Raw genomic sequence first — 16,425 nt, forward strand, 5'->3', positions numbered from 1 at the left:
CCCTCCGTCAGCCCTTCGGGCTGCCACCTCCCCCACAGGGGGAGGATGGACCATCTCTTCGTAGTCAACGCCAATACTACACCGCGTCCGATAGCGACGTGAAGGTGAAGTCGCGCAGCTTCATCGGCGGAATGACCATGGTCGTATCCGATTCGTCGCTCTTCACCCGCACCGGCTTGCCGAATTCCTCGACATTGTTGAGCATGATGACGGGGCTTTCGTTGAAACGGAAATTCTTGATCGGATATTTGATCTGGCCATTTTCGATATAGAAGGTGCCGTCGCGGGTCAGGCCGGTGAGCAGGACGGTCTGCGGATCGACCATGCGGATATACCAGGTGCGTGACACCAATATGCCGCGCTCGGTCGTGCGGATGAGGTCGGCGGTCGATTTGGTGCCGCCTTCCATGATGATGTTGCCAAAGCCGGCCTGTTCGGGCTTGCCCTGCTTTTGCGCCCAGTAGCGGCTATAGTTCATGTTCATGAGCTTGCCGTTCTGGATGATCGGCATTTTCTTGCGCGGCAGGCCTTCATCGTCCCAGGGATAGACCGCCGCGCCGGGATAGGCCGGGTCGGTGAACATCGTCACCTGCGGACCGTAAACCTGTTCGCCCAGCTTGTTCCCGCCGCCCTTCTTGGAAAGGAAGCTGCGCCCTTCGTCCGCTGACCGCGCGTCGAAGAAATACATCATGAAGGCGACAAGGCCGGCGGCCGCGGCGGGTTCCAGGATGACGGTATATTTGCCCGGCTCCAGCGCCTGCGCGCCGGCAGAGGCGCTGGCCTTGCGCATGGCGACGCGAATATCCTCGCCCGCGTTGAACTGGGCGACGTCCTGGACATTATGGCCGACCCAGCCCGAGCCGCGGCCGTCCTGCGTGCGAACGGTGCAGGTATAGTCGCTGCTGGTGGAGGTCTGATAACCGTAATTGCCCTTGCTGTTCATGAAGGCGACGAAGCCCGCTTGATCTTCCAAATAGCCTGCGGCCACCAGATTTTCCGCGCGGCAAGGCCCGATCGAATCGCTGGCGACCTTGGCACGATAGGCGGGGTCGATGGCGGCGGTCGGCGCGCTGAACGTGTCGGTCTTGAGGTAGGTCTGCTGCGGTACGGCAGGCATGAATTCGGGGTTTTCCGGCGCCAGTCGCGCCAGCTCCTCGGCGCGCCGCACCACGCGCTGGAGCGAGGCGTCATCGAACTGGTTGATTGTGGCGGTGCCCACGCGCTTGCCGAACGCGACCTGCACGGCAAGCTGGACGTCATCGGTCACACCGGCGGTCGACACGTCGTTGCGGGCAAAGCGGACATTGCCGCGCGTCGCGCCATTCAGTTGCGCGGTGCATTCGTCGGCCTGTGAAAAGCCCACGACCTTGGTCAGGATCGCCTTGGCCTGCGCTTCGGGAAGGATGCTCATCTGTTTATCTCCTAAAGCGTATCAGCCGAGCGAACGCGCGGTGTTGATGACATTGATGCCGTTGAACCGCGCGGTCGAGGAGCCGTGCGATACGGCGGACACCTGCGCAGGCTGGCCCTTGCCATCGAAGAAGGAACCGCCGAGGCGATAATCGCTGGCGTCACATATGCCCGCGCACGCATTCCAGAATTCGGGCGTGCGAATCTGGTAGGCGACATCCTCGATCTGCTGGCCGATCTTGCCATTCTTGATTTCGTAGAAAAGCTGACCGCCAAATTGCGCATTGTAGCGCTGCTGGTCGATCGAGAAGCTGCCGTCGCCGATGATGTAGACGCCGTCTTCCACGTCGGCGATCATGTCGGCCACGCTCATCTTCTGCTTGCCGGGTTCCAGGCTGACATTGGCCATGCGCTGAAACTGCACGTTGGACCAGCTGTCGGCGTAGCAGCAGCCGTCCGACTCCGTCTTGCCCTCGATATGCGCCTGATCGCGGATCGCCTGATAGCCGACGAGCTTGCCGTCGCGGATCAGGTCCCATTTTTTGGTCTTCACGCCTTCATCGTCATAGGCGACGGCGCCCAGGCTGCCGGGCTGGGTCTTGTCGGCGACGATGTTCACCTTGTCGCTGCCATATTGGAAATGGCTTTGCAGCTTGTCCATGGTGGCAAAGCTGGTGCCGGCATAATTGGCTTCGTAGCCGAGCACGCGATCGAGTTCGAGCGGGTGGCCGACCGATTCGTGGATGGTGAGCCAGGTGTGCGACGGATCGAGCACCAGGTCATATTTGCCCGGCTTGACCGAGGGGGCGGCGATCTTCGCCTTGGCCTGCTTGGCCGCGGCGATCGCGTCCTCCTTCATGTCATAGGACTGGCCATAGACCGTCACGCCGTTGGGCAGTACGGTTTTGCCAGACGCCGCGCCATCGAGATACTCAAAGCCGAGGCCCATGGGAGCGGAAAGGCCTTCGCGCGTGCGGAACTTGCCGCTCGCCTGATCGACGGCGGTCACTTCCATCGGTGCCCAGATGCGGTGCACATCCTGGTCGATATAGCTGCCGTCGGTGCTGGCGAAATATTTCTGTTCGTTGACGAGGAACAGCGTGGAGCGGATGAAGCTGGCGCCCGCATCCAGCGCGGCGGCGTTGACGCCCATCAACAGATTGACCTTGTCCTTGATCGGCACGGTCATGCTGTTCTTGACGATAGGCGTGCGCCAGCTGACTTCGCCCACGCCCTTGACCGGCGCGAGTTGCACCGGCGCGCTCTGGCCCGGTGCATTGGCCTTTGCGATGGCGACCGCTTCGCGCGCGGCCTTGGCGACGGCGTCTGCCGTCATGTCGTTGGTTGCGGCAAAGCCCCATGCGCCGTCTGCGATGACGCGTACGCCGACGCCCGTCGATTCGGTGTTGACGATGTTTTCCACGTTGCGTTCGCGCGTGATGACGAACTGGCGCAGATATCGGCCGATCCGCACGTCGGTGTAGGTCGCGCCGGCGCTCTTGGCCGCATTCATCGCAGCGTCCGCCAACTGCTTCTTCACCGCCACGTCGATGGCGCTATCCAGCGCTTCTGCGGCGATGACCCGCCCGAAAGCGGCCGGCAGCACGAGGCCGCCCACGCCCATGGCCCCGAAGGCCAGAAAATCGCGTCTATGCAAGATGTGTCTCCCACCTGCCCATGCCCGCATGATGCGGGTCGGATTATGCCGAATATCTGGCCACCGGCCGTATTGGCTTGATAAGACGGCATCATTGCCGCCGCGACGAGCCGGGTCAAACATCTTTTACGGTCGCACAACTTTGGTTCCGCCGCTTTCGACATATGTCATCTGTCGAAAACAGATAGGCAGGATAAGGGCGCGCAGAACGATCGATAGCGGACGCGGCAAAGAGCCGGCCCGCAATGAAGTTTTGTGAGAAGAAATGTGGTCGGGGAAAGAGGATTCGAACCTCCGGCCCCTGCCTCCCGAAGACAGTGCTCTACCAGGCTGAGCTATTCCCCGACCGATGCCGAAGCCGCTTTTTGACGGCGACCCCGTAAGGCAGGAGTGCGCCTATAGAGAGGGCGTTCCGGGCTGGCAAGCGGGCAGCGCCGCTTTTTTTGCGGGGCTTTAGAGAAGCCCGGCGGCGCGGAAGCTGAACCATTGATCGCCCGCGGCAATGAGGTGATCGGCGAGAAGAAGGTCGATCGGCCTGATGCCCCGGATGACTGCGCGCGTCAGGGCAATGTCGTCGCGCCGGGGCGTGGCTGTCTCGCCGGCCGGGCGACGTTGCAACAGGGCGATCCAGCGATGGTCCTCGCGTAGAAGGCTGTGCAGGAGCGTCGTCCAGTTGTCGACCACCGGCAGCAGGCCGCAGGGACGCCAGCCTTCATCCAATACCGTCACGCACAGGGCCGATGCTTCCGACATGGCGCGACAGTGCGATCAACAGAAGACGCCGCACCAGACAGAAGCCTCTCCGCTTTGGAGTTAACCGGCCGCAACAATCTCCATATTGAACCACGATTGGCGGGCGGGGCTGGCTGGGTTAGAGCCACATGCGCGAGAGTCATTTTTTGCAGGACATCATCTTGACCGAGACACATGCTTCGTCTGCGCCCCATTATGAGCAGCAATATCTCGACCTGATGCGCCACATCTGGTCCCATGGCGACGAGCGGATCGATCGGACCGGCATTGGTACGCGGTCGATATTGGGGGCGACGCTCCGCTTTTCATTGGCTGATGATGCGGTGCCGTTGCTGACCACCAAGCGGGTCTACTGGAAGGTCGCCGCGCGCGAGATGCTGTGGTTTCTGACCGGCGACACCAATATCCGCGAGCTCGTGCGGCAGGGCGTGCATATCTGGACCGACTGGCCGCTCGATGCCTATCGCCGGGCCACCGGTGAGGCGATCGACCGCGACTCTTTTGAGGCGCGCATTATCGAGGATATCGAATTTGCCCGGCAATGGGGCGACCTGGGGCCGGTTTATGGGGCGCAATGGGTGAATTGGCCGATCTACGAACCGGCGGGCGACGGGCTGTACCGCAAGGCCGAGAAGGGCCGGAACCAGATTGCCGACCTGGTCAACGCGATCCGCTCCACCCCCGGATCGCGCCGATTGCTGTTTACCGGATGGAATGTGGCGGAGGTGCCGCAGATGGCGCTGCCGCCCTGTCACATGACCTATCAATTTCAGGTCGCGGGCGGAAAGCTCAACGGCCTGCTCTTTCAGCGCAGTTGCGACCTGGGCCTCGGTTTTGCGTTCAATATTTTCGGGCTGACCATGATCACACGGATGCTGGCCCAGCAATGCGACCTGCTGCCTGGCGAAGTCGTCTGGCAGGGCGGCGACGTGCACCTGTATCTCAACCACGCGGCATTGGTGGAGGAGCAATTGTCGCGCGTTCCGCAAGGGGCGCCAAAACTACGGATCCATCGGCGGCCTTCATCCATTTTCGACTACAGGATCGAAGATTTCGAGGTGCTGGATTATAGCCCGCAAGCCCATATTGCTGCGCCCGTCGCCGTGTGAAAGCTGACATCGACAGCGACAGGTGAAAAGGAATTTGGGTCAGTAAGGCTTGCCTTCCGGCGCATTGAAATATAATATCTGCACGAAGCAATATTATTGCAATGCACCATAGGAGCCAGGATGAGCGATCCCCTTGGATCAGTGGAAGGACAGGCCAGGCGCAACCTGCCTTCGCTGAAGCTGCACGTTCCCGAACCGCCGGCGCGGCCGGGTGAGGCGGCGGACTTTACCCATTTCGATATCCCCGCCGCTGGCGCGCAGCCGCGACCCGATGAGGCCGCTCAGCCCGCTGACATGCGCGACATGGCCTATGGCCTGGTGCGGGTGCTGGATGACGATGGACAAGCGGTGGGGCCTTGGGACCCACGGTTGCCGGCCGAGACATTGCTCAAGATGTTGCGCTACATGGCGCTGACTCGGGCGTTCGACGCCCGGATGTTTCGCGCCCAGCGACAGGGCAAGACCAGTTTCTACATGAAGTCGACGGGTGAGGAGGCGGTGTCGATCGGCGCGGCAATGGCCTTGTCACGCGACGACATGTGCTTCCCCAGCTATCGCCAGCAGGGGATATTGATCGCGCGGGACTGGTCCCTCGTCGACATGATGAACCAGATTTATTCCAACAAGGGCGACCGGATGAAGGGCCGCCAGCTGCCGATCATGTATTCGGCGCGGGAGGCCGGCTTTTTCTCGATCTCCGGCAATTTGACGACGCAATATCCCCAGGCGGTCGGCTGGGCGATGGCAAGCGCGGCCAAGGGCGACACGCGCATCGCCGCAACCTGGTGCGGCGAGGGGTCTACGGCGGAGGGGGATTTTCATTCCGCCTGCACCTTTGCGAGCGTCTATCGCGCGCCGGTCATCATGAATGTCGTGAACAACCAATGGGCTATCAGCAGCTTTTCGGGATTTGCCGGAGCGGAGGCGACGACCTTCGCCGCGCGCGCCGTGGGCTATGGCATCGCCGGCCTTCGCGTCGATGGCAATGACGTGCTGGCGGTCTATGCCGCGACGCGCTGGGCGGCGGATCGCGCCCGCGCCAATGCAGGTCCGACGCTGATCGAACATTTCACCTATCGCGTCGAGGGGCACAGCACGTCGGATGACCCCAGCGCCTACCGCTCGGCTGAGGAAAGCAGCCAATGGCCGCTTGGCGATCCGATCGCGCGGCTCAAGGCACATTGCATTGCGCTGGGCATCTGGGACGAGGATCGCCACGCCGCGATGGACAAGGAACTGGCCGAGCATGTCCGCGATGCCGCGCGCGAGGCGGAGAAGAACGGCATTTTGGGTCATGGGCTGCACCATCCGATGGAGAGCATGTTCGAAGACGTGTTCGAGGAAATGCCCTGGCATCTGGAGGAACAGAAGCAGCAGATGCTGGACGAATGGAAGGCGGCCGGGCTGTGATGGAGACACATGATATCGATGCCGTGGACGCGGACATGACGCAGGATGAAACGAAGACCGACGTGCGGCAAATGAACATGATCCAGGCGATCAACAGTGCGCTGGACGTGATGATGGACCGGGACCCGGACGTCGTCGTCATGGGCGAGGATGTCGGCTATTTCGGCGGCGTGTTTCGCGCCACGGCGGGCCTTCAGCAGAAATATGGCAAGAACCGGGTGTTCGACACACCGATCACCGAGTGCGGGATCATCGGCGTGGCGGTGGGCATGGGTGCCTATGGCCTGCGCCCGGTGCCGGAAATCCAGTTCGCCGATTATATCTATCCCGCGCTCGACCAGCTGGTGAGCGAGGCGGCGCGTCTGCGCTATCGGTCGGCGGGCGAGTTTGTTTCGCCGATGACGGTACGGTCGCCTTTTGGCGGGGGCATCTTTGGCGGCCAGACGCACAGCCAGTCGCCCGAAGGCATCTTTACCCATGTGTCGGGCGTCAAGACGGTCATCCCGTCAACGCCCTATGACGCCAAGGGGCTGCTGATCGCTGCGATCGAGGATAATGACCCGACGATCTTCTTCGAACCCAAGCGCATCTACAACGGTCCGTTCGATGGCCATTATGATACGCCCGCCAAAAGCTGGGCGGGGCATGCGCAGGCGCAGGTGCCACAGGGCTATTATCGCATCCCGCTGGGCAAGGCGCGCACAGCGCGGGCGGGCGAAGCGCTGACGATCCTGTGCTACGGCACGATGGTGCATGTCGTCGAGAACACGGTCGCGGCAATGGGCGTCGACGCGGAGATCATCGACCTGCGCACGCTGGTGCCGCTAGATATCGAGGCGATCGAGGCGTCAGTGCGTAAAACGGGCCGCTGCCTGATCGTGCATGAAGCGACGCGCACCAGCGGCTTTGGCGCGGAACTTCTCGCACAGGTGCAGGAGCGATGCTTCTACCATCTCGAAGCGCCGATCGAGCGCGTCACCGGCTTCGACACGCCTTATCCGCACAGCCTGGAATGGGCCTATTTCCCTGGACCCGTGCGCATTCGCGAGGCCATCACCAAGATCATGAAGGATTGAGCGCATGGCTCTCTTTACATTCAAGCTGCCGGATATCGGCGAAGGCATTTCCGAGGCCGAGATTGTCGGCTGGCACGTCAAGGTGGGAGACCGGGTCGAGGAGGATCAGCCCATCGCCGACATGATGACGGACAAGGCAACGGTCGAGATGGAAAGCCCGGTGGCGGGCACCGTCGTGCGGCTGGCAGGCGAGCCGGGCGATCAGGTGCCGATCGGGTCGATGCTTGTCGAAATCGAGGTGGAGGGCGATGCCCCCGCTGCGCCCCCGCCGAGCGAAGAGACGATCGAAGCGGAAACGCCGGGCGAGGCCATGGTGGAGGAGGCTGCCGCGCCGGAAGCACCGCCCGCTCCGACGCCGACGCCTGCGCCTGAACCCACACCCACGCCAGAGCCGGCCGTCGCGAAGGACGAGCCTGTGCTCGCGTCGCCCGCCGTGCGCGCCCGGGCGAAGGAACTGGGCATTTATTTGGGTCAGGTGAAGCCGAGCGGCGATCGAATCCGCCACGCCGACCTGGACGCCTACCTGCTTTATGGGGCGGGGCAGGGCTATGCGCCCGCCGGGCGGTCCGCGCGCCGCTCCAATGAGCAGGTCAAGGTGATCGGCATGCGTCGTCGGATCGCGGAAAACATGGCCGCGTCCAAGCGTGACATTCCGCATTTCACCTATGTCGAGGAAATCGACGTGACCGCGCTGGAGGAGCTGCGCGAACAGCTTAACGCCGGTCGCGGCGATCGACCGAAACTGACGATGCTTCCCTTGCTGATCGTCGCGATTTGCAAGGCGATCCCCGATTTTCCCATGCTCAATGCCCGTTATGATGATGATGCGGGCGTGGTCACGCGCCATGGGTCGGTGCATCTGGGCATGGCGACGCAGACAGATGCGGGTCTGATGGTGCCGGTGATCCGCGACGCGCAGGATCGCAACGTCTGGCAATTGGCGTCCGAAATCCGTCGATTGGCGGAAGCGGCGCGCAGCGGCAAGGCCAAGTCCGAGGAACTGAGCGGGTCGACCCTGACGCTGACATCGCTCGGCCCATTGGGCGGGGTGGCCACCACGCCCGTGATCAATCGGCCCGAGGTGGCGATCATCGGTCCCAACCGCGTGATCGAGCGTCCGGTGCTTCGAGGCAAAGAGGTCGTCGCGGCGAAGCTGATGAACCTGTCGATCAGTTGCGACCACCGCGTGGTCGATGGCTGGGACGCCGCGAGTTTCGTGCAGGCGGTGCGCAAGTTGCTGGAAGCGCCGGCGTTCCTGTTCGTCGATTGACGGAGAGGGCGGGCGCCTATTTCGTCATCACGACGACGGCGCCTTCCCGCACGTCCGGCTGGAAGATCATGCGGGCCGCACGGGCCAGCATCTTCCACCGGCGCTTGCTGAGCCAGCGGCCCGAATAGTCGCGCGGCTGATAAAAGGTGCTGTAAAGTAACGAAGGCATGGGCAGGACGCGAAAGCCGGTGAAGCCCGCCTCCCTGCCGCGCGCCATGATGAGATGAGGCGGCATGTCGCGTTCGTTGACGCCGAACCGCGCCATTGCCTCGATCGATTCCTCGGACTGGCTGTGACCTTCGCCCGGTTCATGGGTGATCAGGATGCCGCCGGGCCTCAGCGCGCGCCAGGCGGAGCGGATGGCGAGCGCTTCATCCTCGGCATGATGCAGCGAATCGAAGAAGATAGCGGCGTCATATTGGCCGTTCAGATCGAGATGCTCGAAGTCACCGCAGACGAAGTCCGTGCGTGGCTCCACGACGTTGAGCCGGGCATTGTCGCGCGCCACGGCGATCATGTCCGGCGCGATATCCTGCCCTGTCACCTGATAACCCAGGCGCGCATAGAAGATGCTGGTCCAGCCGCCGCCACAGCCCAGGTCAAGGATGCGGGCAGGCGGGGGCGGCAGCAACCGCATGATGAAGCCGATGGACGCCAGGTGAATGCCGCATTCCGGATCGGAAAAAGGCTTGTTGAGCGAATGTTCGACGCCCTGCGCGCCAAGATTGGCGAGATAGGCGCGCTCGGCGTCTTTGGGCATCATGGGTCTCCGGTCGGCGCATCGCCCTAGGATAGCTGGCGACCGGTCTCAAGCCCCTGACGATGCCTTTATCGCAGGAGCAGGCGATAGCTGAGGCGGCCGGACTGGCCGGGCGCGGCATGCGGCAGTGGCCAGCGTATATGGGTCACGTCTGCGGGAACGGCCCGGCGCACGCCACCAAGCGGCGTTGACAGCCATAGATCCTCCAGCCGTCCCCAATGAGCGCCGCCGTCGACCGACATCTGCATCATCGAGTCATCTATGTCTGGTTCCAGCCCGCGTGGGACAGGGCGGGTGATAACGACATTGCGAAGCGGGGCAGGGCCATCGTTGCGCCAGTCCAGAATGACGATCAACTGGTCGCCGGGCGCTGCCTGCCTGGCGCTGGCGACGATTCGACGCGGGCGCCCGTTAATGTCCGCAGCCACGCGTTCGACGAAGGTCTGGCTCGTCAGCCGCAGCGGCGTTTGCGCGGAAGCCGGGGCGACTGACGCCGCCAGCCCCTGCATCGCCATAAGGACGGCCAGCCGCAACGATATGATAGTCATGCCACGCCCCCCAATTGCCGGCACAGCCCCGGATAGCGGCTGGAAACGAAAAAATGGTTAAGTGGCTCTTTTCCCTGTCAACAGTCCTTAGGCTTTGCAAATTGACGTAGGGCAGCGGGCAGCGCACATCCCTGGTGTGAGCAGGATGAGAGAATCGGGCGTGACGGCGGCGGAACAACAGGAAATAAACCGCAGGCGCGACCGTCTGCTCGCGTCGATCGCGCTGTCGACCGGACTGGGGCTGATCGTCGCCTTGCCCTTTGCCCTACGCGCGGGCGCGGAGTTTTTCCTGCCGTTGACGGCCGCGCTGGTGATCGCGATCGCCCTGGTGCCATTGCTGGAATGGATGGAGCGACGCGGCCTGCCATCGGGACTGGCGGCATTGCTGGCGGTAATCGGGTTCCTGCTGGTGGCCAATACGGCGCTGGTCCTGATCGTCGTGCCGGCGACCGACTGGTTCAGCGCGCTGCCCCAGCGTCTGCCGCAGATTCAGGCCAATCTGGCTCCGGTCATTGACCTGTATTCCAATTTGCAGCGCTTCGTCGATGAAACGGTGCAGATGCTGGCGACGGGGCCGGTGGCGGCTGCGCAGACGGCGGTGGTCGACGCGCCGCGATCGCTGCTGCAATTTGCTGCGACGTCGGCGCCAGCGGCGATCATCCAGATGGTCTTTGCCTTGCTGATCATCTATTTTTTCCTGGCGGGGTGGACCCGGCTGCGGCGGCGGACGATCAACAGCCGGGGCAGTTTCGACGGGGCTTTGGCGGTCGCCCGTGTGATCCAGAATGTGGTCGATGCGACATCGGCCTATGTCATCACGATCGCGACGATCAATCTGTGCCTTGGCCTGGCCGTGGCAGTGGCGCTGTGGCTCATCGGCATGCCCTCGCCATTGATGTGGGGCGGGATCGTCGCCCTGCTGAACTTCGTGCCCTATTTCGGTCCGATGCTGGCGGCCGCCTTGCTGGCGCTGGGCGGTTTGATGGTGTTCGATGACGTGTGGTTCGCGCTGCTGCCCGCCGCCTTGCAGATCGCGTTTCATCTGGTCGAGGCCAATGTCGTCACGCCGATGCTGCTGGGGCGGCGATTGACCATGAACCCCCTGCTGATCCTGGTGTCCCTCACATTTTGGGGATGGGTATGGGGAACGCCCGGCGCACTGCTGGGGGTGCCGTTGCTTATCATCCTGCAAACTGTCGTGGCGGCGGCTGGAACGCCCGATATCGCGGGTTTCCTGTTCGAGCAGGGGACGCTGACGGTGCCGCGCGTGAAAGAAAATGCGGATAAGGACGAAACAGATGGCGCGGACGGTTGACAGTATCTTCTGTCCCGCATAGACGGCCGCCCACACCGAACGCGGGTGTAGCTCAGTTGGTTAGAGCGCCGGCCTGTCACGCCGGAGGTCGCGGGTTCGAGCCCCGTCACTCGCGCCACTTTTCCAGGTTTGGGAAAGCGGAACAAAGGTTTTCAGATATGCATCGTCTGGCGACCATGGGGTCGTGATAAGATGCCGCCCTGCGCGGGTGTAGCTCAGTTGGTTAGAGCGCCGGCCTGTCACGCCGGAGGTCGCGGGTTCGAGCCCCGTCACTCGCGCCATTCCTGCCATGGAGGCAGGACATCAATATTTCTGCCAGATCCCGGTTTCCATCCACCGCATCAATTGCTTGAGCGGCAGGAGCCAGATCCATACGACGCCCAGCACGACATAGACAGGCACCTGCGCCCAGACGGGCAGGCTGCCGATCCAGCCGGAGAGGCTGCCCACCATGACGGCCCATGCCAGAATGAGCCCTACGATCGCCAACATGCCCACAGGCTTGCGCCAACTGGGTTGGTGATGGTGGCGGGGGTCGATGGTCATGCTTCTGTCCCCTCGATCATTTCCACTTCGGTCAGGATCATATGCAGCGGCAAATCCCAGGGGTCTGCCGGCACGGCATCCAGTTCCTGAACCGACCAGCCCATCCCAATGCGCAGCGCATCGGGAAAGCGCGCGAAGGCGCGATCATAATAGCCGCCGCCCTGACCCAACCGGTTCATCGCGCGATCAAAAGCGACAAGCGGCGCCATGATGGCGTCCGGACTGACGGGGGCGCTTGCCGCGCCTGGATGGCTCGTGCCATAGAGGCCGGGCACCAGCGTGTCATCGCCATTCCATGCCAGAAAATCCATGCCGCCCAGTCGGTCAAGGACGCGCGGCAGGGCGACCACCTTGCCCATGGCCAATAGCTGCGGCGCGAGCCGCTGCGCCGGCGCTTCATCGTCGAGGCCCATATAGAGCGCCACGACATGGGCATCGGCGAGGCTTCGCACGAGCGGCGAGGGCATGGCCTTGAAGGCGAAGCGATGGGCGAAGGGATCGAGCGCGGTGACGAACTCGCGCCGACGCTGGCGGGCCATTGCGCGCAGGCTGACCTTGTCGGCGGCGGGGCTCTGGTCGCTCATCATCGGCTTTCGTTCAGGCTGGGCGTTCGGGCTGGGGAGGGTGACGGGACCGCCTCGGTCGTTTGCTGGAAAATCCTCTGACGCCTCAACGTCAGGTGGGGACCATGTAGATCGGGCCTGAACCCGCCCAGGGACAGCCCCCGTGGATGTGATTATCGCCTCAGGGATGTTCGCTAAAGCTCGTGCCGCGCAGTGCCCGTCGTCCTACAATCTAAGCGGCCGCGGCCGCCGCGGCAAGGGTCTCGCGCAGCTTTTCGATACGGCCCGCCAGTTGCTCGACCGCCTGCGCCGCCTGATCGTCGTCGGCCTCCAGGCTCAGCTTTTCCTGGCGGCCCGCTTCCGCTTTGCGCAGATCGGTCAGTTCGTCGGCCAGAAACAGCGCGGCGAACAAAAGCGTGCGCACTTCGGTCAGGCCGGGTGTAGATCGCTGAGCGACCCGAGCTTTTTCCTCTATTAAGTTTGCCAGCTGCGCGAGATGCGGTTCGTCCCCGTCGCGGCAACGGATGTCATAGTGACGCCCGGCGATTTGCAACGTCGTTTCAGCCATCGCTGCGCCCCTTAAGTTCGCTGATCAAGGCATCGAGCGAGCGGAGCGCGGCATGAGCCGCGGGCACGTCGATCGATGGGTTGGGGGACGCGGCGGCCGACATATAGCCTGCCACATCCTGCTCAAGCCGGCCGACAGCCCGTTCCAGCGCACCGATCGCCTGCATCATCCGCTCACTTGCCATGGACTCGTCATAGCCAAAGCGCAGCCATCGCAAAAGCCCGCCGGCATGCGGACGGGCGCGGCTTTGCCCCCGGCCATGGTTGACGCATGGGACTTGACGCGACAAAGGAAACCGCAACTCGACTCGCCGCCTTGCGCGCGCCCTTTTGCAGCGCGCCAGCCCAGGAAAGACGCCCGCCTACCATGACCGTTTCCGAAAAGTCGCTCGCCAACGCCATCCGCGCGCTGTCCATGGACGCCGTGCAGGCCGCCAATAGCGGGCACCCCGGAATGCCCATGGGTATGGCGGATGTCGCGACGGTCCTGTTCAGTGACCATCTGAAGTTCGATCCAAGCAAGCCCGACTGGGCCGATCGGGATCGCTTCGTCCTGTCGGCTGGCCACGGATCGATGCTGATCTACAGCCTGTTGCATCTGACCGGCTATGCTCGTCCGACGATCGAGGATATTGCCAGTTTCCGCCAGCTGCACAGTCCCTGCGCCGGGCACCCGGAAAATTTCGAACTGGCTGGTGTCGAAGCCACGACCGGGCCGCTGGGTTCGGGCCTTGCGACCGCCGTCGGCATGGCGATTGCCGAACGCCATCTGAACGCCCAATTCGGCGACGATCTGGTCGACCATCGCACCTGGGTGATTGCAGGTGACGGCTGCCTGATGGAGGGCATCAATCATGAAGCGATCGGGCTGGCTGGGCACCTGAACCTGGGGCGTCTGATCGTCCTGTGGGACGACAACAAGATCACCATCGATGGCGCGGTCGACCTGTCGAGCAGCGAGGATGTGCTGGCACGCTATGCCGCAACCGGCTGGCATGTCGTGTCGTGCGACGGCCATGACGTCGCCGATGTGCGCCGGGCGCTGGCGGAAGCTGTTGCCGATCCGCGCCCGTCGATCGTCGCCTGCGCGACCAAGATCGGCTATGGCGCGCCGAACAAGGCGGGCACGTCGGGCGTGCACGGTTCTGCGCTCGGCGAGGATGAGGTCGCCGCTGCGCGCGCCTTCCTCGGCTGGGACGCCGAACCGTTCGTTATCCCCGACGATGTCGCCGCCGCGTGGAAGGCGATCGGCGCGAAGGGGCGCGATCGTCGCGCCGCCTGGGAGGAACGACTGGCAGGGCATGCGCAAGGCGGCGAATTTTCCCGGCGGATGGCCGGCGAACTGCCCGCTGACTTTTCTCTGGATGCCTATATCGACAGCCTGATCGCCAATCCGCAAAAGGTCGCCACGCGCAAGGCAAGCGAGCTGGCGCTGGGCGCGATCAACGACTTGCTGCCCGAAACGCTGGGCGGCTCGGCCGACCTTACCGGATCGAACAACACCAAGACCAAGTCGACCGGCCCGCTGACCCGCGACGATTATGCCGGACGCTATGTCTATTATGGCATCCGCGAATTCGGCATGGCCTGCGCGATGAACGGCATGGCGCTGCATGGCGGGGTCATCCCTTATGGGGGCACGTTCCTGGTCTTCTCCGACTATATGCGCGGTGGCATCCGCCTGGCGGCGCTTCAGCAGCAGCGTGTGATCCACGTCCTGACCCATGACTCGATCGGTCTTGGCGAGGATGGCCCGACGCACCAGCCGATCGAGCATGTCATGTCGCTGCGCATGATCCCGAACCTGGACGTCTATCGCCCGGCGGACATCGTCGAAACGGCGGAGTGCTGGGAACTGGCGCTCAAGGATTCGACCGGCCCGTCGGTTCTGGCGCTGACCCGCCAGAACCTGCCGCAGCTTCGCACCGAAAAGAGCGAGAATCTGTGCGCAAAGGGTGCTTACCGCCTGATCGCGGCGACGGCAGAGCGCAAGGTCGTGCTGATCGCCACGGGGTCAGAGGTTGAAATCGCCGCCGCCACCGCGAAGGCGCTGGAAGACAAAGGCATTGGCGCGGACGTCATTTCCATGCCCAGCTGGGCGCATTTCGAGGCGCAGCCGCAATCCTACAAGGACGATCTGCTGCCGCAGCATGTGCTGCGCGTGTCGATCGAGGCGGGAACGACCTTTGGCTGGGAACGCTATACCGGCATTGCCGGCCTGCGTTTTGGGATCGACAGCTTTGGCGCGTCGGCGCCCGCGCCCGCGCTTTACGATCATTTCGGCCTGACCGCCGCGAAGATCGCGCCGCAGATTGAAGCGGCGCTCAATTCCTAACCGACAACAACAGACCAGGAGGCTAGTGCAGTGGCAACGAAGGTAGCAATTAACGGTTTTGGACGTATCGGCCGCCTGGTGGCGCGCGCCATCTTGTCGCGCACGGACCATGACCTGGAACTGGTCAGCATCAATGACTTGGGCGACGCCAACGCCAATGCGCTGCTGTTCAAGCGCGATTCCGTTCATGGCAATTGGGCCGGGGATGTGAGCGTCGACGGCGATTTCCTGGTCATCGACGGCAAGAAGATCAAGGTGACGGCCGAGCGCGATCCCGCCAACCTGCCGCACGCCGAACTGGGCGTGGAAATCGCGCTGGAATGCACTGGCATCTTTACGTCCAAGGACAAGGCGGGGGCCCATCTGACCGCCGGAGCCAAGCGCGTCGTGATTTCCGCGCCCGGCACCAATGTCGACAAGACGATCGTGTTCGGCGTCAACCATGACCAGCTGACCGCCGATGACATCGTCATCTCCAACGCCAGCTGCACCACCAACTGCCTTGCCCCGCTGGCAAAAGTCCTGAACGATGCCATCGGGATCGAAAAGGGGTTCATGACCACGATCCACAGCTACACCAACGATCAGAACACGCTGGATCAGATCCACAAGGACATGCGTCGCGCCCGCGCCGCTGCCCTGTCGATGATCCCGACGACCACGGGCGCGGCCCGCGCGGTCGGCGAGGTGCTGCCCGAACTCAAGGGTAAGCTCGACGGATCGTCGGTGCGCGTGCCGACGCCGAACGTGTCGGTCGTGGATTTGAAGTTCATCGCCAAGAAGGCGACGACCAAGGAGGAGGTCAATGGCCTGCTCAAGGCGGCGTCGGAATCCGGTCCGCTCAAGGGCGTGCTCGGCTATTCGGACGAGCCGCTTGTGTCGATCGACTATAATGGCGACCCGCGCAGCTCGACCGTGGACAGCTTGGAAACGGCGGTGATCGACGGATCGCTGGTTCGCGTGCTCAGCTGGTATGACAATGAATGGGGCTTTTCCAACCGCATGATCGATACCACTGGCGTCATGGCGAAGTTCCTGTAAGCCTCTTATGAGCCCCGCCGGATCAGACCGGCGGGGTTTTTCGCCTGCGGTAAGATATTCAAGAA

16 protein-coding genes and 3 tRNA genes are annotated in these 16,425 nt (G+C 63.1%); 9 read left to right on the forward strand and 10 right to left on the reverse strand.

Annotated features, from left to right (window positions below; translation table 11 throughout):
* Positions 1-76 precede the first annotated feature (76 nt).
* From RLDS_RS38275 to RLDS_RS38290, 4 genes are all read right to left on the reverse strand, one after another.
* Positions 77-1,411: a TldD/PmbA family protein gene (locus tag RLDS_RS38275; protein WP_021225711.1), complete on the reverse strand. Its 1,335-nt coding sequence runs from the start codon at positions 1,409-1,411 to the stop codon at positions 77-79.
* Between the two features lie 21 nt (positions 1,412-1,432).
* Entirely contained in the window at positions 1,433-3,067 is a 1,635-nt protein-coding gene (locus RLDS_RS38280) for a TldD/PmbA family protein (protein ID WP_031297942.1), read from the reverse strand.
* Between the two features lie 268 nt (positions 3,068-3,335).
* Positions 3,336-3,412: transfer RNA gene (locus tag RLDS_RS38285), tRNA-Pro, on the reverse strand.
* Positions 3,413-3,520: 108 nt separating this feature from the next.
* Complete coding sequence (locus tag RLDS_RS38290) at positions 3,521-3,820, reverse strand: JAB domain-containing protein (RefSeq protein WP_021225714.1); 300 nt, start codon at positions 3,818-3,820, stop codon at positions 3,521-3,523.
* Between the two features lie 161 nt (positions 3,821-3,981).
* On the opposite strand from RLDS_RS38290, the gene thyA reads away from it, so the two are divergent.
* The 4 genes from thyA to RLDS_RS38310 all read left to right on the forward strand — a co-directional run bounded on the left by thyA (position 3,982) and on the right by RLDS_RS38310 (position 8,685).
* Positions 3,982-4,929 carry a thymidylate synthase gene (gene thyA / locus RLDS_RS38295; protein ID WP_031297945.1) on the forward strand — a complete coding sequence of 316 codons (948 nt, stop codon included), beginning with the start codon at positions 3,982-3,984 and terminating at the stop codon, positions 4,927-4,929.
* Positions 4,930-5,049: 120 nt separating this feature from the next.
* Entirely contained in the window at positions 5,050-6,339 is a 1,290-nt protein-coding gene (locus RLDS_RS38300) for a 3-methyl-2-oxobutanoate dehydrogenase (2-methylpropanoyl-transferring) subunit alpha (RefSeq protein ID WP_021225716.1), read from the forward strand.
* Positions 6,340-6,410: 71 nt separating this feature from the next.
* Positions 6,411-7,415, forward strand: a complete 1,005-nt coding sequence (locus RLDS_RS38305; RefSeq protein WP_031297946.1) for an alpha-ketoacid dehydrogenase subunit beta — start codon at positions 6,411-6,413, stop codon at positions 7,413-7,415.
* Positions 7,416-7,419: 4 nt separating this feature from the next.
* Complete coding sequence (locus RLDS_RS38310) at positions 7,420-8,685, forward strand: dihydrolipoamide acetyltransferase family protein (RefSeq protein WP_021225718.1); 1,266 nt, start codon at positions 7,420-7,422, stop codon at positions 8,683-8,685.
* A gap of 16 nt (positions 8,686-8,701) precedes the next feature.
* Here RLDS_RS38310 and RLDS_RS38315 read toward each other — a convergent pair whose 3' ends face one another.
* Complete coding sequence (locus tag RLDS_RS38315; protein WP_031297948.1) at positions 8,702-9,448, reverse strand: class I SAM-dependent methyltransferase; 747 nt, start codon at positions 9,446-9,448, stop codon at positions 8,702-8,704.
* A 65-nt stretch (positions 9,449-9,513) separates the two neighbouring features.
* Complete coding sequence (locus tag RLDS_RS38320; protein ID WP_021225720.1) at positions 9,514-9,993, reverse strand: hypothetical protein; 480 nt, start codon at positions 9,991-9,993, stop codon at positions 9,514-9,516.
* A gap of 145 nt (positions 9,994-10,138) precedes the next feature.
* On the opposite strand from RLDS_RS38320, the gene RLDS_RS38325 reads away from it, so the two are divergent.
* The 3 genes from RLDS_RS38325 to RLDS_RS38335 all read left to right on the forward strand — a co-directional run bounded on the left by RLDS_RS38325 (position 10,139) and on the right by RLDS_RS38335 (position 11,589).
* Positions 10,139-11,308, forward strand: coding sequence for an AI-2E family transporter (locus tag RLDS_RS38325; protein WP_370034159.1), 1,170 nt, complete (start codon positions 10,139-10,141; stop codon positions 11,306-11,308).
* Positions 11,309-11,349: 41 nt separating this feature from the next.
* A tRNA-Asp gene (locus RLDS_RS38330) sits at positions 11,350-11,426 on the forward strand.
* Positions 11,427-11,512: 86 nt separating this feature from the next.
* Positions 11,513-11,589, forward strand: a tRNA-Asp gene (locus tag RLDS_RS38335).
* Positions 11,590-11,611: 22 nt separating this feature from the next.
* Here the strand turns inward: RLDS_RS38335 and RLDS_RS38340 are convergent.
* From RLDS_RS38340 to RLDS_RS56505, 4 genes are all read right to left on the reverse strand, one after another.
* Positions 11,612-11,854, reverse strand: coding sequence for a DUF2842 domain-containing protein (locus RLDS_RS38340; RefSeq protein WP_021225722.1), 243 nt, complete (start codon positions 11,852-11,854; stop codon positions 11,612-11,614).
* Positions 11,851-12,438 (reverse strand): 5-formyltetrahydrofolate cyclo-ligase, encoded by a 588-nt coding sequence (locus RLDS_RS38345; RefSeq protein WP_021225723.1) that lies wholly within the window; start codon positions 12,436-12,438, stop codon positions 11,851-11,853. Before RLDS_RS38345 ends, RLDS_RS38340 begins: the two co-directional genes overlap by 4 nt.
* Positions 12,439-12,649: 211 nt before the next feature.
* The gene (locus RLDS_RS38350; RefSeq protein ID WP_021225724.1) at positions 12,650-12,985 is read right to left on the reverse strand and encodes a cell division protein ZapA; all 336 of its coding nucleotides are present in this window, start codon (positions 12,983-12,985) and stop codon (positions 12,650-12,652) included.
* Positions 12,978-13,169 carry a hypothetical protein gene (locus tag RLDS_RS56505; protein WP_152528032.1) on the reverse strand — a complete coding sequence of 64 codons (192 nt, stop codon included), beginning with the start codon at positions 13,167-13,169 and terminating at the stop codon, positions 12,978-12,980. Before RLDS_RS56505 ends, RLDS_RS38350 begins: the two co-directional genes overlap by 8 nt.
* Before the next feature lie 182 nt (positions 13,170-13,351).
* On the opposite strand from RLDS_RS56505, the gene tkt reads away from it, so the two are divergent.
* Together tkt and gap are read left to right on the forward strand one after the other, a co-directional pair.
* Complete coding sequence (tkt, locus tag RLDS_RS38360; RefSeq protein WP_021225726.1) at positions 13,352-15,319, forward strand: transketolase; 1,968 nt, start codon at positions 13,352-13,354, stop codon at positions 15,317-15,319.
* A 30-nt stretch (positions 15,320-15,349) separates the two neighbouring features.
* The gene (gene gap, locus RLDS_RS38365; protein WP_021225727.1) at positions 15,350-16,360 is read left to right on the forward strand and encodes a type I glyceraldehyde-3-phosphate dehydrogenase; all 1,011 of its coding nucleotides are present in this window, start codon (positions 15,350-15,352) and stop codon (positions 16,358-16,360) included.
* Positions 16,361-16,425: the final 65 nt, after the last annotated feature.

Origin of the sequence: Sphingobium lactosutens DS20, from assembly GCF_000445105.1 — a bacterium.
Classification (GTDB): Bacteria; Pseudomonadota; Alphaproteobacteria; order Sphingomonadales; family Sphingomonadaceae; genus Sphingobium; species Sphingobium lactosutens.

Coding starts and splice junctions, on each gene's coding strand:
- RLDS_RS38275 (WP_021225711.1), bottom strand. CDS start 1,411: ATGAGCATCCTTCCCGAAGCGCAGGCCAAGGCGATCCTGACCAAGGTC.
- RLDS_RS38290 (WP_021225714.1), bottom strand. CDS start 3,820: ATGTCGGAAGCATCGGCCCTGTGCGTGACGGTATTGGATGAAGGCTGG.
- RLDS_RS38300 (WP_021225716.1), top strand. CDS start 5,050: ATGAGCGATCCCCTTGGATCAGTGGAAGGACAGGCCAGGCGCAACCTG.
- RLDS_RS38305 (WP_031297946.1), top strand. CDS start 6,411: ATGAACATGATCCAGGCGATCAACAGTGCGCTGGACGTGATGATGGAC.
- RLDS_RS38310 (WP_021225718.1), top strand. CDS start 7,420: ATGGCTCTCTTTACATTCAAGCTGCCGGATATCGGCGAAGGCATTTCC.
- RLDS_RS38315 (WP_031297948.1), bottom strand. CDS start 9,448: ATGATGCCCAAAGACGCCGAGCGCGCCTATCTCGCCAATCTTGGCGCG.
- RLDS_RS38320 (WP_021225720.1), bottom strand. CDS start 9,993: ATGACTATCATATCGTTGCGGCTGGCCGTCCTTATGGCGATGCAGGGG.
- RLDS_RS38325 (WP_370034159.1), top strand. CDS start 10,139: ATGAGAGAATCGGGCGTGACGGCGGCGGAACAACAGGAAATAAACCGC.
- RLDS_RS38340 (WP_021225722.1), bottom strand. CDS start 11,854: ATGACCATCGACCCCCGCCACCATCACCAACCCAGTTGGCGCAAGCCT.
- RLDS_RS38345 (WP_021225723.1), bottom strand. CDS start 12,438: ATGAGCGACCAGAGCCCCGCCGCCGACAAGGTCAGCCTGCGCGCAATG.
- RLDS_RS38350 (WP_021225724.1), bottom strand. CDS start 12,985: ATGGCTGAAACGACGTTGCAAATCGCCGGGCGTCACTATGACATCCGT.
- RLDS_RS56505 (WP_152528032.1), bottom strand. CDS start 13,169: ATGGCAAGTGAGCGGATGATGCAGGCGATCGGTGCGCTGGAACGGGCT.
- tkt (WP_021225726.1), top strand. CDS start 13,352: ATGACCGTTTCCGAAAAGTCGCTCGCCAACGCCATCCGCGCGCTGTCC.